The following is a 16,128-nucleotide window of genomic DNA, read 5'->3' on the forward strand; positions in this document are numbered from 1 at the left end:
CCATGCAACCCAACCTGATCACCCAGCCGGGTATTCGCGTCAGCCTCACAGAGCTGATCGAGATGCGTCATCGCGTCCGCGAAGTCCAGCTGTTCTCCACCCCGAGCCAGCGCAGCCCGTTGATTGGCCTGCACCATTCCAAGCTGCGCGGTCGGGGTGTGGATTTCGATCAGGTGCGGGTTTATCAGGCGGGGGATGACGTCCGCAGCATTGACTGGCGAGTGACGGCCCGCACTCAGGAGCCGCACACCAAGCTGTTCCACGAAGAACGCGAACGACCGATTTTTATCCTGGTCGAGCAAAGCCGCAGGCTGTTTTTCGGCTCGGGCCTAATGTTCAAATCAGTGCTCGCCGCCCAGGCTGCGGCGTTGATCGGCTGGGCGGCGTTGATCCACAACGACCGGGTGGGTGGCCTGGTGTTTGGCGACAACGAGCATTACGAAATCAAACCACGGCGCAGCAAGCAAAGCCTGCTGCAGTTGCTCAACCGCTTGGTGCGGGTCAACCAGTCGCTGCACACTGAAACCGCTGCCGACCGCGATGCGTTCGGCATTGCCTTGCGCCGCGCTCGGGAAGTGCTGCGGCCGGGCAGTCTGGTGATCGTGCTGTGTGACGAGCGCGCATTGTCTGATGCCGCCGAACAGCAACTGAGCCTGCTGTCCCGGCATTGCGATCTGCTGCTGTTGCCGCTGTCCGATCCGCTGGATCACGCCCTGCCCGCTTCCGGCCTGCTGCGCTTTGCCGAGCGCGGCGCGCAGCTTGAAATGGACACCTTGAACCCTGAGCTGCGTCAGGCCTACCGCGCTCAGGGTGAAGCACGTAAAGACCGCTGGGAAATGCTTGCGAAGAAATTGCGCGTGCTGCTGATGCCGCTGAACACACAGCAGGAAATGGTCGAGCAACTGCGTGAATACCTCAGCGCCCAGCGCCCGGTGAAACGCAAATGAACCCGCTGGATCAACTGCAACCGCTGATTGCGCCGCCCGCCGTGGGCTTATGGCCGCTGGCACCGGGCTGGTGGTTACTGCTGCTGTTGATTCCCCTGGCCGGTTGGGGATTGTGGCGGATGCGGCATATGTTGCCGGTGAAGACCCGGGTTCGCCGCGCAGAACAGCCACTGGACCCGGTGCGCGTTGCGGCGCTGACCGAACTGGCCAACATGCCAAAACCGTACGACGGGGCTCCCGCAGGCGCATGGCTGCAGCAAATCAACGGCCTGCTGAAAAGACTGTGTCGCAACCATTATCCGTACAGCCAGAGCCATACGCTGAATGGCCGCAAATGGCTGGCTTTCCTCGACAACCGCTGCCCTGCCGCGGGCCTGACTCGCTGGATGGTATTGGTGGAAGGCGCATACAAACCCGAATGCAAACTCGACGACAAGGCCATCAATGGCCTGACGCAATCCGTTGAAACCTGGATTCGCAAACATGTTTGAGTTCGCCTGGCCCTGGATTTTCGTCCTGCTGCCCTTGCCGTGGCTGATGCGCTTGCTGCTGCCGACCGCCGACAGTGGCGAAGCGGCGCTCAAGGTCAGCTTCCTCGGTGATCTCGAAGAGCTGGTCGGACGAAGGGCCAAGGTCGCCCTGCCCGGCTGGCGTCAGCAATTGCCGTTCATTCTGATCTGGCTGTTGCTGCTGGTGGCTGCTGCCCGCCCGCAATGGCTCGGAGAACCGTTGCCTTTGCCGTCGAGCGGACGCGATCTGCTGGTGGCGGTGGATGTTTCCGGCTCCATGGATTATCCGGACATGGAGTGGAAGAACGACGATGTCAGCCGTCTGGTGCTGGTTCAGCATCTGCTGGGCGATTTTCTGCAAGGCCGTAAGGGTGATCGCGTCGGGCTGATCCTGTTTGGCAGCCAGGCATTCGTGCAAGCTCCACTGACGTTCGACCGCCACACCGTGCGCGTGTGGCTGGATGAAGCACGAATCGGCATCGCTGGAAAAAACACAGCGATTGGCGACGCCATTGGCCTCGCTCTGAAACGCCTGCGGCTGCGCCCGGCCCAGAGTCGCGTTCTGGTGCTGGTCACCGACGGCGCCAATAACGGCGGGCAGATTGATCCGGTGACCGCTGCGCGGCTTGCAGCTGAGCAGCAAGTGAAGATTTACACCATCGGCATCGGCTCGGACCCGAATAAAGAGGGTTCGCTGAGTATGCTCGGGATGAACCCCAGCCTGGACCTGGATGAGCCAACCCTCAAGGAAATCGCTCAGTTGACCGGCGGCCAGTACTTCCGCGCACGGGATGGCGATCAGTTGGAAAAGATTCGCCAGACCCTTGATGCGCTGGAGCCCGTAGCCCAGCAACAGACTCAGGCTCGCCCGGCTCACGCGCTTTATCAATGGCCGCTGGCGTTGGCGATGCTGTTCAGCATATTGCTGGTAGTGCATGAGCGCTGGCCGAACAACCCCCTGCATCGACTGCTCAATCGCCAGCGTTTCATCCGCGACGCTCAGCACTGGCGGCAACGCGTCCAGCGTCTGGGGCGTCGCCGATGATTGCGCTCTGGCCGCACTGGTTTCGCCCTTGGTGGTTACTGCTTCTGCCGTTGCTGGGCTGGCTGCTTTGGCAACTCTGGCACCGACAGAAACGTGCCGGGCGCTGGCAAATGATTCTGCCCGCGGCTTTTCATTCGGTGCTGCTCAGCGGCGGCCGTGGTCGCGACAGTAAAAAACCATGGGTTGTGCTCGGCGTTGCCTGGCTGCTGGCGCTGCTCGCATTGCTCGGCCCCGGCTGGCAGCGGGTTGAACAACTGAGCCAGAAGCCGGTTGATCCATTGGTGGTGCTGCTGGAGTTGACTCCGGAAATGCTCGCCACCGACGCCCCGCCAACCCGGCTGGAACAAGCCCGGCGCAAGCTGCTGGACTTGTTGCAGGCGCGCAGCGACTCGCAAACGGCGATTATCGTCTACTCCGGCAGCGCCCACACGCTAGTGCCGCTCTCCGACGACCAGATCACGATTCGCAACCTGCTGGACGCAGTCAAACCGTCGATCATGCCCCAGGCCGGACATCGTGCCGATCTGGCCGTACATAAAGCGCTGGCCCTGCTCAAGCAAGGCGAACTGGGGCGCGGGCGTTTGCTGTTGATCGGTTCATCATTGAGCGAGCAGGAGCGTCAGGGGATCCGCCAGGCTTTGGCTGGCCAATCCCCGCCACTGCTGATTCTCGGTGTCGGCACGGCGGAAGGCGCACCGGTCGAGCAGGAAAAAGGCGGTCTGCTCAAAGACGACCAAGGGGCGATTCTACTGCCGCGTCTGGACAGCGCCAGCCTCACGGACTTCGCCGGGCAAGTCGGCGGCCAGTACCGACAGTTGCGCATGGACGATCACGATCTACGGGAGCTGGGTTTGCTGGACAGCCCGAAACAGGTGCAAAGCGACGGGCAAATGATCCAGCTCGACAGCTGGACCGATCAGGGTTACTGGTTCCTGCTGCCATTGTTGCTGTTGGCCGCCTGCGCCGGGCGTCGTGGCTGGTTGCTGTGCCTGCCACTGCTGCTGGTGCTGCCGCAAAACAGCTACGCCTTCGACTTTGCCGATCTGTGGTTACGTCCCGATCAACAAGGCCAGCAACTGCTTGAACAGCAACGCCCTGCCGAAGCCGCACAACACTTCGAAAATCCACAGTGGAAAGGCATCGCCCTCTACCAGGCCGGAGACTACGCCAGCGCCGCCCAGCGTTTTGCCGAGGGCAGCAGCGCCGCCGACCATTACAATCGCGGTAATGCGCTGGCGCGCAACGGCGATCTGGAGGCAGCGCTGGACGCTTATGAGCAGGCGCTGGAAAGTCAGCCAGACTTGCGGGCTGCGCTGCAAAACAAGGCGCTGGTGGAGGAAGCACTGGAACAGAAGAAGGCCGCGGAACCTGATGACGCTGATCAGGCTCAAACCCGCGACGACGATAATGACGGCGAAAACCCGCAGAATCAGGCCGCTGCCAGTCAACGCTCCGAGAACCAGCAAGCAACCGAGTCTGCCGAAGCAAACAGTGCCGACGGTGAACCATCACCCGGTGAGTCGTCTGCCCAGACCAAAGGCAATCCGCAATCGGGCTCACCCATGGATGACGAGGAAACCACCCGGCCACCGATCCGGCCCGCCGACGGAAACATCAATGGCGAAAGACGTCAGGCGCTGGAGCAATGGCTGCGGCAGATCCCGGATGATCCCGGCGAGCTGCTACGGCGTAAATTCTGGTACGAACAGCAACAGCGTCAGGAAAAAACCCAATGAGTCGCGTCTCCACCCTATTGTTCGGCTTGATGCTCAGCCTCGTTGCGCTGCCCAACCAGGCTGCGGAACTGGTGGCGAGCGTCGACCGCACGCGACTCAATTCCGGGGAAACGGTGGAGCTGACCCTGGAAACCAGCGACGTCACCCAGTTCGGCAAACCTGATCTGAGCGCCCTGGAGGGTAGCTTTGATGTCGGCGGCACTCGCCAGATCAACCGACTCAACACGCTGGATGGCGGCAATCAGGCAACCACGCGCTGGATCATCACGCTGCTGCCGAAACAGACCGGCTCGGTGGAGGTGCCTTCCCTGCAACTGGGCGCGTTGAAAAGCCAGCCGATCACCCTGCAAGTCATGCAAAGCGACAACCCGGATCACGCCAGTCAACAGGCTCCGGTGTTCGTTGAAGCAACCCTGGATAAAGACAACGTTTATGTCCAGGCCCAGGCTGTATTGACCCTGCGCGTCTATCACTCGGTGTCGCTGTTCGATGACAGCAACCTGAGCCCGCTGGAAGTGCCGGAAGCGCGAGTCGAAAAACTCGGCGATTCGCGCACCTATGAAAAGCTCATCAACGGCATCCGTCATGGCGTGATCGAGATGCGCTACGCCATTTATCCGCAACAGAGCGGCACGCTGGTGATCCCGCCGCAGACATTCAGCGCCACCTTGGTCCAACCCAACAGTGACGGCCCGCCGAACAACGAGCCAGGGACGCCTTTCGGGCCGCAGCCGGGCAAGGTCATGCGCGTCAGTTCTGCAAAGCTGCCTTTGACGGTCAAGCCCAAGCCCGCCAACTACCCGGCCGACGCGCCGTGGTTGCCCGCGCGCAGTGTCAACCTCAGTGAAAGCTGGAGCCCGGAACCCGGCCACAGTCAGGTGGGCGATTCCCTGACCCGCACCATGACCGTCAAAGTCGAAGGCTTGTCCGGCGCGCAACTGCCGCCCTTGCCCGCCACTGAAGTCAGCGCCCTGCGACGTTATCCGGACCAGCCCAAACTGGCCAACGTAACCAGCGATCGCGGCCTGATCGGCACCCGTGAAGAACGTGAGGCACTGGTGCCGACTCGCCCGGGCGCCATTGATTTACCGAGCGTGGACGTGGTCTGGTGGAACACCCTGGAAGACCATCTGGAACACACCAGCCTGCCCGCCCGAACCTTGCAAATCAGTATCAACCCGAGTCTGGCAGTGGACACACCGGTCAGCAGTGATTTGAACGGCGTTACGGTGATCGGCCCGCCCGTGTGGCCGTGGCAGATGAGCACACTGTTTTTTGCCTTCACGACGCTGATCGGTTTTGTACTCTGGTGGCGTGCCCGCAGTCAGCCCGCCGTCGCCCGCGCCGTGCAAACCGGCCCCAGCCCGCGTACGGTGCTGGATGACCTCAAGCGAGCTTGCCTCGCCAACGACCCGCAAGCGACTCGACAGGCACTGGACGCCTGGGCGCGGCAGCAACCGGAAACCCTGGCCGACATGGCCGCCCGCTTCGTGCCGCTGTCCGACGCACTGGACGGCCTCAATGGCGCGCTGTACAGCGAAACCGGCCAGCTGTGGCTGGGCGAACAACTATGGCGAGCAGTACGCACCCTGCCCGCCGCCGAAAATATTCAGGACCCGACGGCCGAGCAGAGCCTGCCGCCGTTGTATCCAAAATAGAAAGCCTTGGTCGCAAGCGTATGCCCTGTAGGAAACTCTATATCGGCCTGCAAACCCAACTCCTGTGGGAGCGGTGCTTGCCCGCGATAAGGCTGGACGCGGTTCACTTCAGATCGCGTCCAGCCTTATCGCGGGCAAGCAACGCTCCCACATAAAAATTGCACAGGTTCATAACCGCAATCACCCGGCCAAGTCACCATTTCAGGATTGAGATTACCCATGCGACTGTTCCACACCTCCGACTGGCACCTCGGCCAGAACCTTCATGGCCAGGAGCGGGACTTCGAACACGCCAGCTTTCTGACCTGGCTGCTGGCCCGACTGAAAGAGCGTCAGCCCGATGTGCTGCTGATCGCTGGCGACATTTTTGACACCGTCAACCCGCCGGTCAAATCCCAGGAGCGGCTGTACGACTTCATCGTCAATGCCCACGAGCAGCAACCGTTACTGACTATCGTGATGATTGCTGGCAACCACGACTCCGGTTCGCGCATCGAATTGCCCGCGCCGTTGATGCGCCGCTTGCGCACCCATGCCCTGGGCCGAGTGCTGTGGCTCGATGACGGCACCCTGGATGTCGAACGCCTGTTGCTGCCACTGCCCGACGCCAAAGGTGAAATCGGCGCATGGTGCCTGGCTCTGCCTTTCCTGCGCCCCGCTGAAGTCACCGGCGCAACCCTGGGCGACGATTACTTGCGTGGCATTGGCCGCGTGCACGAGCTGTTGATCGAGGCGGCTAATCTGAAACGCCAGCCGGGTCAGGCCCTGATCGCCATCAGCCACGCCCACATGGCCGGTGGATCGGTGTCGGAAGACTCCGAACGCAGCCTTATCATCGGTAACGCCGAGGCCCTGCCCGCCAGCCTGTTCGGCCCGAGCATCACTTACGTCGCCCTCGGCCATTTGCACAAGCCGCAGCGGGTCAATGGCGAGGAGCGCATCCGTTACAGCGGCTCGCCGATCCCTCTGTCATTTTCGGAGATTGGCTATCAGCACCAGATTCTCGAAATCGACTGCGACGGCGAACAACTGCGTAGCGTCGAAACCCTGCTGATCCCCCGCGCCGTCAACCTGCAACGGATTGGCCCGGCACCGCTGGCCGAGTTGCTGTTGCAGCTTAAGGATTTGCCGGACATCGACCTGCTGGCCGACGTTGATCGCCAGCCATGGCTGGAAGTTCGGGTCCGCCTGGACGAACCGCAGCCGGATCTGCGTAACCAGATCGAAGAGGCCCTGCAAGGCAAAGCCGTCCGCCTGGTACGGATCGGTGCCGAGTACGCGGGTAAAGGCAGCAGTGACGGTGGCGACAGCGACGAGGGCCTGATCGAACTGGATCAGCTCAGTCCGCAGGAACTGTTCAGCCGTGCATGGCTGGATAACTACGGCAGCGAGGTCGACGAACAAACCCTGAGTGACTTCGCCACGCTGCTGCAGGAAGTACAGCTGGAGAGCGAACAACCATGAAAATTCTCGCCATCCGCCTGAAAAACCTTGCCTCACTGGCTGGCCCGTTTGAATTGGATTTCACCGCAGAGCCCCTGGCCAGCGCTGGCTTGTTCGCGATCACTGGCCCGACTGGCGCGGGCAAAAGTACCTTGCTCGACGCGTTGTGTCTGGCATTGTTTGGGGCCATTCCACGCCTGAGCAACATCGGCCAGTCACGGGTCCCGGAAATCGACGGCGACATCAGCACTAACGACCCGCGCACCTTGTTACGGCGTGGCACCGGGAGCGGTTATGCCGAAGTGGATTTCGTCGGCATCGACAAACGCCGCTACCGTGCTCGCTGGGAAACCAACCGCGCACGGGACAACGCCGCAAAAAAACTCCAGGCCAGCCGCCAGACTCTGACCGATCTGGACAGCGAGCAGATCCTCAGCACGCAGAACAAATCAGAATACAAAACCATGCTCGAAGCCCGTCTGGGCCTGAACTTCGAGCAGTTCACCCGGGCAGTCATGCTCGCTCAGAGCGAATTCAGCGCCTTCCTTAAAGCGGATGACAAAGAGCGCAGCGAACTGCTGGAAAAGCTCACTGATACGGCGATCTACAGCCAGTTGGGCCGCAGGGCTTTCAGCAAGAGCAAAGAGGCAGAAAAGCTCTACGACGACCTCAAACTAATGGCGACGGGCATCGCGCCCATGCCGCCAGAGCAGCGCGCAGAACTGGAGCAACACTTCAGCGAAGCGCAGCAACAGCTCAAAGCCCACCAGGCGCAACAGCGTCAGCTGGAACTCAAACAGCAGTGGTTGAACGAACTGCTTCGCCTGCGTGACGAACACCTGAGCGCCAGTGAACAATTGGCCAGCGCCCAGCAAGACTGGGAAAACCAGCACAGCCAGCGTCAGTTGCTCAGCCAACTGGAACGCCTTGCACCGCAGCGACACCTGTTCGCCCAGCGCCATAGACTCGACGCCCAGTTGAGCCCGCTCAGTGCGCAAATCGCTGAACACGCGCAACGCCAGAATGACCTGCAAGCGCGCCAAACCGGCCTTGAAGAAAAGCTGCTCGCCGCCAATAGCGCCCTCGAACAGGCCGAACAACAGAAAAAAACCGCCGCACCGATCATTGGTCAGGCGTTCGAGCAGCAAGGCAACCTCACTCACCTGAACAAAGAAGTGCAGGACGCAACGCTCCACGCCGAAGCGGCCGAGCGGACAAAGGCCGAGAGTCAGGCGGCGTTGAATCAATTGCTCGATCAACAGCGCTTGCTGGATGAACGCCTGCAAACCATTGCCGAGCAACTGGAGAAAAGCGCCGTACTCGCCCCGTTGAGTAAAGCGTGGACGGCCTATCGGCCGCGTTTGCAGGAAGCCGTGAAACTCAGCGCGCGGCTGAATAAAGGCCGTGAAGAACTGCCGGAGCTGGAAAATAACTCAACCCGTGCCGAGCAGGAACTGACTGACCGACGCAACGCCCTGCAAGCGCTGTACAGCGAGGCGCAGGTCAAGGCCGAAGCGGTCAATGCCGAAATCCAGCGTCTGGGTCAATTGCTCCACGACAATCGTCAGCAACACAGCGCCATTGATTCACTGGAGCGCATCTGGCAACGCCACCAGGACATCGAAAAGCGTCTGCAGGATGTCGAGTTGCAGCAACAGCAGGCCAACGAGCAGCGCAATAAAAGTATTGCCAGCGGACTGCAACTGAAAACTGAACACGAAGCCGCCGAGCAGGCGCTGAAAGTCACCGTCGAGTTGCTGCAACGTCAGCGTCTGGCCCGCAGCGCCAGCGTTGAAGAGCTGCGTGCGCAACTGGTCGATCAGCAACCGTGCCCGGTGTGTGGCAGCGAAGATCATCCTTATCATCAGTCCGACGCCCTGCTCCAGGCCCTGTCCGGCCATGACGACAGCGAAGAAAACAGTGCGCGGTTGAAGGTCAGTCAGCTCAGCGAAAAACTCGCCGAGTTGCGTGCCGAAGTTACCGAACTCAATGCCCGCCTCAAACAGGCCCGGCCGCAACTGGAACAGCTCACTGAGCAGCTGCAAAAGCTCGCACCTGAACTTGAATCGCATCCGCTTTATGCGCGCTTACTGGAACAACCCGAGCAGCTACGCAGCGACTGGCTGAGCGAGCGGCTGCATGCGCTTACTGAAGAAATCGCCACCAGCGAACAGCGCCAGCGACTGTTGCTCAAAGTGCAGCAAGATGCCGAGCAGTTGCAGCAAAACGTACAAAGTGCCCGTGATGCCAGCCAGCACGCGATGAAAATGCTCGACGATCAACAACGCAATATTGCGCTGGACAATCAGGCCTTTGAAGCTGCACTGCAAGAATTCGAACCGCTGCTGCCCGCCGAAAGCCTGTCACGCTGGCGTGAAGCGGCCACCGACAGTTTCATGCAACTGGACAACGATATCGCGCAGCGTCTGGAACAACTGGACCGCCAGCAGGAAGAGCAACAGGAACACACCGAGCGCGCACGCCGGATCGAACGGGAACAGGACAGCCAGCACAATCTGGAACAGGAGCGTGTGAAGCAGCAACAACGCCTCGCCGACCTCCAAGCCCAGCAACTGGCCAGCCAGCAACGCCTGACTGAAATGCTGGGTGGTCATGCCAGTGCCGAGCACTGGCAGCAACAACTTGAGACCTCGCTGGAGCAGGCCCGTCAGGCACAAGCTGCCGTCAGCGAAGAATTGCAACAGGCACGTAGCGAGTTGATCAAACTGGCCACCGGGCTGGAAAGCGAACAGTCGCGCTTGCAGGCATTGCAGCAAGAGCTGGGGGAGCTGGATCAGCAGATCAGTCAATGGCGCAGCGCCCATCGCGAACTGGATGATGCCGCCCTGGAAGTGCTGCTCGGCTACAGCGATGAAGGTGTCAGCCAGCTGCGCCAACAATTGCAGCAGAGCGAAAAGACCCTGGAGCAAACCCGCATCCTGCTTCAGGAACGGGACAAACAACTGCAACAGCATCAGGCCCATCACAGCGATGTGACCGATGCCGAACAATTGACCGCCGCCTTGCTGGAGGCGCAAAAGCTGTGCGCTGAACAGGAACAGCAATGTGCTGATCTGCGCGCCCAACTGAGCGAAGACGAGCGCCGTAACAACGCCAGCCGCGAATTGCAGGAGCAGATCACCAACGCCCATAGCGAATACCTGCGCTGGGCAAGACTGGCGGCGTTGATCGGCTCGGCTGAAGGCGACCGGTTCCGCAAGATCGCCCAGGCCTACAACCTCGATTTGCTGGTGCATCATGCCAACGCCCAGCTCAAGCAACTGGTGCGGCGCTATCGCCTCAAGCGCGGTGGCAGCATGCTTGGTTTGCTGGTCATGGACACGGAAATGGGCGACGAGCTGCGCTCCGTGCATTCGCTGTCCGGCGGCGAAACCTTTCTGGTGTCACTGGCACTGGCTCTCGGGCTGGCCTCCATGGCGTCGAGCACGTTGAAAATCGAATCGTTGTTCATTGACGAAGGCTTCGGCAGCCTCGATCCGGAATCCCTGCAACTGGCCATGGATGCGCTGGATGGCTTGCAGGCTCAAGGCCGTAAGGTCGGGGTGATCTCTCACGTGCAGGAAATGCACGAACGGATCCCGGTGCAGATTCAGGTGCGACGTCAGGGAAATGGTTTGAGTACGGTAGAGGTCAGTCACTGATGGCAGCCGTGCTTTACTCATTCCGCCGCTGCCCTTACGCCATGCGCGCCCGCATGGCGCTGCGCTACTCAGGCTACGTCGTGCAGATCCATGAAGTCAGCCTCAAGGCCAAACCGCCGGAAATGCTTGAGCGCTCGCCAAAAGGTACGGTGCCGGTACTGGTGCTTGAAGGTCAGGTGCTGGAGCAGAGTCTGGACATCATGCATTGGGCGCTGGCCCAGAATGACCCGGACAACTGGCTATTGATCGACGACGGCGACGGCCGCCGAGACATTCAGGCACTGATCGAAGAGAACGATCACGTGTTCAAGCAGCATCTGGATCGCTACAAATACTTCGTGCGCCACCCGGAATATCCCCAGGAACATTACCGGCAACTGGGCGAGGTGTTCTTGCAGAAACTGGAAGCGCGCTTGCAGCACCGGGATTTTCTGGTAACGGACCGGTTGAGTCTGGCAGATATCGCGGTCGCGCCGTTCATACGACAATTCAGCGCGGTGGATCCGGATTGGTTCGCCACAAGCCCGTATCCGAAGTTGCGTGGCTGGCTGGATCGGTTCACTCAGTCAGCATTGTTTCGAGCGGTGATGGTGAAGTGACCATGGCCTACCGGTAACCGCAATCTTTTGTGGGAGCGGTGCTTGCCCGCGATAGGTACAACTCGGTCTATCCCAGAATTGCGTCCAGCCTTATCGCGGGCAAGCACCGCTCCCACAGGAAAGCGCATTGCCCGCCGCATTACACAACCACCCCAACCTTCTCCGGCCGGTTCCCCGCCAGCACTTTCTGCGCCCGGGATAGCTCGATGGCCTGAGCGATTTCATACCGGCATTCGATATTGCGAGCCACCCCGCCAACCGAGTTCTGGCCGATCCCCAGCAACGTACTGCCGTTGATCATGACGGCAAGCCCCGCAGTTACCCACATTTTGCCGCCACTCACGATGCACGCTCCTGAGTATTCAGCGCTGCGCGGTCAACAAGGGGTTGGGTCGACGGGGCTGTCAGTTGCGGGTTCATACTGGTAACAGTAACCACTGCAGTAAAAACCACATAAAGTGAAATGGCGATATAAGCGCCTTGTTTGATTGAGTGAAGAATGGCAGTGGCCATGGGTGTAACTCCGTAAGTTCCAGTGTTGTGTTGCCAGGCCGACAGGATCGTGGAAAACCGGAGTATTGAAAAACGATGGCTGGAGATAGCGAATATCAGTGGGCTTGATTATTGAGCGCCTTAATTAGCCCTATTAAACATCCAGCCTCGGAACCCAATCCTTTGTAGGAGCGGTGCTTGCCCGCGATAGAGTTAGAACCGAATCGCGGGCAAGCACCGCTCCCACATATAAACGCCACAAAAAATTCGCATAAAAAAAGCCCGCATCCTATGAGAGATGCGGGCCAAGAGGGGATTCATCCGGCGCTTTCGCGAGCAGGCTCACTGGCAGAATTTGCATGGCTCTGATACGCGATGATCAGACGGTCGCAAAAACCTGGGTAAGCGAACATGCTCGCGAAAGCGGCGTGATCTATTAACAAACAATTATCAACAACAGTGTTTTTTGCGAATCCATTCCCGGGTAGCGATACATTCGTTAACCGGGAATGGATTCAATCGCTTGTTCATTGTTGAGTCTTGTGATCCAGTGCTGCGTAGAAATTAGCACTTTGCTGCAAGTATTTAGGGGTGTAAGTCTGAGTGGCGTGAGGCTTTTTGTCGGACACATCAACACTGGCATGAGCAGGCAATGCAACAGTGGCGGAAATGGCAGACGCGGCAATGATGGAGAAGATATTGAAGTTCATGGCATTAACCCTCGGATGTTCTATTGAACTACGTTTCAAGTCTTGACCGTCTTGGCCGTGACTCAAACTTACCCCCGAGGGCGGCTCAGCCGAAATGTTTTGTAGCACTAGCTCATATCACTTGAATTGATAGAACCTCAGAACCCACGCGAAACGCGGGTTTGAGGTTCTGTCAGGATCACTTGCCGGTCAGGAATCGGAAGTCCGAAGGCGAATCGAAGTCGAGCTTTTGCACCGTGTCACCCAGCAGCCCGGTTTTCGGATCGACTTTCACCGTGACGATCTGATTGCTCTTCTGATTGGCGATCAACATGAACTGCCCGCTCGGGTCGATACGGAACTCACGGGGCTCCACACCTTCAACGGAACGACGCTGCACTTCCTTGAGCTGCCCTTTGGCATCGATGGCAAATACCAGCACCTGGTTGGCTTCACCGCGGTTGGCCACGTAAAGGAATTTACCGTCCGGCGAGGTGTGCAAGCCACCCGCGCCGACTTTCTGCTGCGCATCCTTGTTCTTCAGGTCCACCAGTTGAGTCTGCTTGAACACGCCATCGTGATAATCAAAGACAGCAACCTGAGCGACCATTTCCAGGGTCAGCCAGGCGTGCTTGCCGTCCTCGCTGAACAGCAAGTGACGCGGGCCACTACCAGCTGGCAATTGCACGGTCGGCGTTTTGGCCGGTTGCAAAGGCTTGGCGCGATCGCCGTCATAGCTGAACACCAGCATCTTGTCGGCGCCAAGATCACTGGTCACCACATACTTGTCATCCGGCGTCGGGATCGCCGAGTGGACGTGGGAAGAGGCTTGACGCTCAGGATTGACCTTGCTCGCGCCATGATCGTTGCTGACCTGAACCACTTCGGACAACTTGCCATCCTTGCCCACCGGAATCACCGCCAGCGCACCACCCGGATCGGGTTGCACGGCATAGTTGGAGACGAACAGGAAACGCTGGTCCGGGCTGAGGCTGGAATGCGTCGGCTCGTCACCCTGGCTCTTCACCTGATTGATCGGGGTGATCTGATGGGTCTTGGCATCAATGGCAAAACTGCTGACCTTGCCCACAACATCCTTGCCGCCGGGACCGTTCTCGTTGACCACGAACAGGTGGCGCTGATCTTTGGAAAGGGTCAGCCAGGAAGGGTTGTCAGTCTTGATTACTTGCAGGGGTTTGGCATCGAGCTGGCCGGTCTGGCTATTGAAGCGGTACCGGTAAATCCCTTCGCTGGAAGCCTGGGTGTAAGAGCCAATCAGTACGTCGTATTCAGTCATGCTTTGCGCCTGTATAGGAAAAGCGCTCATTGCGCCGGCCAGTGCCAGCCAAGGCAGAAATGTACGAGTCATGGGCAGAGCCTTCTTTTTTCAGGTTGTTATTGGGCGCCATCGACGCGCGAACAACGTTAAGACAGGCTTGCCGCTGATTGGTTTTATCCGGAGGTCAGTCCTCTTGCGCGTCGTCCTCGTCATCCTTGGTCGGGGTGAACGCTTCAAGGCATTTCATGCGGTAATCATGGGTACCGTCGGTGATCAGCCAGCAGTCCTGAGCTTCATCGAAGGTCGCAGCATTGACCTGCTCCATCGTGAAACGCCAGGTCTTGCGCTCGCGACCATCCATGCACTCGAGGGTCAGAAAGTCACCCAGGAAGAAATCCCAGGCATGCAGCCCGTCAATTTCCAGCATCGTGGCGTCTTTCAGGGCTGCGCTCATCGTCGTCGGATTGGTGGTCATGGCAGTCTTCGTCTGTGTAAAAGCGCGAATGATAGGCCAAAACCACCTTGGACAGAACCACCGTCACAATCAGGCAGTCGCTTCAACTGCACCCGCCGAAGGTTTGTCATGGGTGGTTTCGCGCACGTAATAACGGTTCGGAATCCCCCAGATAATAAGCGCCATGGCCAGCACGCAGACTGCGCACAGCACGTACAAGGCTGGAGTCGCCGCGCCCGTCAGATCCTTCACGCGTCCGACCATGAACGGCGCGATGATCCCGCCAAGCTGTCCGATGGAGTTGATCAGCGCAATACCTGCCGCTGCCGCGAGCCCGCTGAGAAAACGTGGCGGGATGGTCCAGAAAATCGGCATCCAGGCGATGATGCCGGTCATGATCATGGTCATGCCGATCATCAAGGGCAGCAATTGACCGGGGAAGACGGCACACACCAGATACCCCGCCGCCGTGAATAACGCACAGCCCGCCATGTGCCAACGGCGCTCACCGCGTCGGTCGGAGCTCGCACCGATCAGCAAATTGCCGACCACTGCGCCCACGTAGGGAATCACCGTCAGCCAGCCGATGGTCATGGTGTCAGCAACACCGGCGCTTTTGATCAACTGCGGCATCCAGAACAGCAAGCCTGTCAGGGCCATGACCAGACACAGGTAAATCACCGACATCACGTAGGTGGTCGGGTGCTTCCAGATGTCCTTGAAGGTTTGCGGTGTCTGCGGCTGGACCTCACGCGCCATACGCGCCAGCACCACTTTCTTCTCGGCGTCGTTCAGCCACTTGGCGTCTTCGATTCGATCGCAGACGAACCAGAACACCACGATGCCGAGCAAAACAGAAGGCAGGCCTTCAAGCAGAAATAGCCAACGCCAGCCGGGCATGCCCAGCACGCCGTCGAAGTGACCGAGGATCAAACCGGCGATGGGCCCGCCGACAATGCCGCACAGGCAGATCGAGCTTTTGAAATAGGAATTGACCCGGGCACGACGATTGCTCGGGTACCACTGGGTAAAGAAGTACAACACGCCAGGTACGAATCCGGCCTCCATGACCCCGATCAGAAAACGCAGGGTGTAGAACCAGAACTCGGTCTGCACAAACATCATGCATGCCGACGTGATGCCCCAGGTGACCATGATCCGAGCAATCCATACCCGGGCGCCGATCTTGTGCAGGAGCATGTTGCTGGGGACTTCGAACAGAAAGTAACCGACAAAAAACAGACTGGCACCGAGGCCATAGACCGTCTCGCTGAAACCCAGATCGCTCTGCATCTGCAGCTTGGCGAAACTGATATTGACCCGATCCAGATAGGCAAACAGGAAGCAGAGGATAAACAACGGAATGATCCGCCAGTTCACCTTGCGATAGATCTTGTCCTCGAAAGCGTCCTCGTCGAACGCTTCAATTGGCGCAGTGTGGGTGGTCATGTGCGCACCTCCTTGTTGTTATTGGGTATCCGTTCTAACGCTGGTGCCAATGGATTGCGCAGAACCTGTGGGAGCGGTGCTTGCCCGCGATAAGGCTGGACGCGATTTGACCTGATATCTGCGGTGCTCTTATCGCGGGCAAGCACCGCTCCCACAGGTTAAATCG

General features: G+C 59.3%; 14 protein-coding genes. 8 read left to right on the forward strand and 6 right to left on the reverse strand.

All coding sequences use genetic code 11. From position 1 onward, the window contains the following. Nucleotides 1–2: 2 nt before the first annotated feature. The 8 genes from CKW31_RS05080 (at nt 3) to CKW31_RS05115 (ending at nt 11,599) form a co-directional block, all read left to right on the forward strand. Entirely contained in the window at nt 3–947 is a 945-nt protein-coding gene (locus CKW31_RS05080) for a DUF58 domain-containing protein (protein ID WP_095093613.1), read from the forward strand. Continuing rightward, a complete protein-coding gene (locus CKW31_RS05085; RefSeq protein WP_095093322.1) occupies nt 944–1,438 on the forward strand; it encodes a DUF4381 domain-containing protein in 495 nt (164 codons plus the stop codon). Before CKW31_RS05080 ends, CKW31_RS05085 begins: the two co-directional genes overlap by 4 nt. Continuing rightward, complete coding sequence (locus tag CKW31_RS05090; RefSeq protein WP_095093323.1) at nt 1,431–2,501, forward strand: VWA domain-containing protein; 1,071 nt, start codon at nt 1,431–1,433, stop codon at nt 2,499–2,501. The genes CKW31_RS05085 and CKW31_RS05090 overlap by 8 nt, the downstream gene beginning before the upstream one ends. Further along, nucleotides 2,498–4,237 (forward strand): VWA domain-containing protein, encoded by a 1,740-nt coding sequence (locus tag CKW31_RS05095; RefSeq protein ID WP_095093324.1) that lies wholly within the window; start codon nt 2,498–2,500, stop codon nt 4,235–4,237. Before CKW31_RS05090 ends, CKW31_RS05095 begins: the two co-directional genes overlap by 4 nt. Next, nucleotides 4,234–5,895, forward strand: coding sequence for a BatD family protein (locus CKW31_RS05100; protein ID WP_095093325.1), 1,662 nt, complete (start codon nt 4,234–4,236; stop codon nt 5,893–5,895). The genes CKW31_RS05095 and CKW31_RS05100 overlap by 4 nt, the downstream gene beginning before the upstream one ends. A 219-nt stretch (nt 5,896–6,114) precedes the next feature. Then, the gene (locus tag CKW31_RS05105; RefSeq protein ID WP_095093326.1) at nt 6,115–7,359 is read left to right on the forward strand and encodes an exonuclease SbcCD subunit D C-terminal domain-containing protein; all 1,245 of its coding nucleotides are present in this window, start codon (nt 6,115–6,117) and stop codon (nt 7,357–7,359) included. Beyond that, nucleotides 7,356–11,000, forward strand: a complete 3,645-nt coding sequence (locus CKW31_RS05110; RefSeq protein ID WP_095093327.1) for an AAA family ATPase — start codon at nt 7,356–7,358, stop codon at nt 10,998–11,000. The genes CKW31_RS05105 and CKW31_RS05110 overlap by 4 nt, the downstream gene beginning before the upstream one ends. After that, nucleotides 10,997–11,599, forward strand: a complete 603-nt coding sequence (locus CKW31_RS05115) for a glutathione S-transferase (RefSeq protein ID WP_176469801.1) — start codon at nt 10,997–10,999, stop codon at nt 11,597–11,599. Before CKW31_RS05110 ends, CKW31_RS05115 begins: the two co-directional genes overlap by 4 nt. A gap of 139 nt (nt 11,600–11,738) precedes the next feature. On the opposite strand, the gene CKW31_RS05120 is transcribed toward CKW31_RS05115, so the two are convergent. The 6 genes from CKW31_RS05120 to CKW31_RS05140 all read right to left on the reverse strand — a co-directional run bounded on the left by CKW31_RS05120 (nt 11,739) and on the right by CKW31_RS05140 (nt 15,962). Then, nucleotides 11,739–11,942 (reverse strand): hypothetical protein, encoded by a 204-nt coding sequence (locus CKW31_RS05120; protein WP_049826970.1) that lies wholly within the window; start codon nt 11,940–11,942, stop codon nt 11,739–11,741. Next, on the reverse strand, nt 11,939–12,112 hold the full coding sequence (locus CKW31_RS29755; RefSeq protein ID WP_176469787.1) for a hypothetical protein: 174 nt from the start codon (nt 12,110–12,112) through the stop codon (nt 11,939–11,941). Before CKW31_RS29755 ends, CKW31_RS05120 begins: the two co-directional genes overlap by 4 nt. A gap of 506 nt (nt 12,113–12,618) precedes the next feature. Continuing rightward, nucleotides 12,619–12,801 carry a hypothetical protein gene (locus CKW31_RS05125; protein WP_095093329.1) on the reverse strand — a complete coding sequence of 61 codons (183 nt, stop codon included), beginning with the start codon at nt 12,799–12,801 and terminating at the stop codon, nt 12,619–12,621. Nucleotides 12,802–12,979: 178 nt separating this feature from the next. Then, nucleotides 12,980–14,149 carry a lactonase family protein gene (locus tag CKW31_RS05130; RefSeq protein WP_095093330.1) on the reverse strand — a complete coding sequence of 390 codons (1,170 nt, stop codon included), beginning with the start codon at nt 14,147–14,149 and terminating at the stop codon, nt 12,980–12,982. Between the two features lie 94 nt (nt 14,150–14,243). Further along, nucleotides 14,244–14,534, reverse strand: coding sequence for a DUF5629 family protein (locus CKW31_RS05135; protein WP_095093331.1), 291 nt, complete (start codon nt 14,532–14,534; stop codon nt 14,244–14,246). Nucleotides 14,535–14,603: 69 nt separating this feature from the next. Further along, a complete protein-coding gene (locus tag CKW31_RS05140; RefSeq protein ID WP_095093332.1) occupies nt 14,604–15,962 on the reverse strand; it encodes an MFS transporter in 1,359 nt (452 codons plus the stop codon). Between the last annotated feature and the right edge of the window lie 166 nt (nt 15,963–16,128).

The sequence above is a fragment of the Pseudomonas sp. Irchel 3A5 genome (assembly GCF_900187575.1).
Lineage (GTDB): Bacteria > Pseudomonadota > Gammaproteobacteria > Pseudomonadales > Pseudomonadaceae > Aquipseudomonas > Aquipseudomonas folii.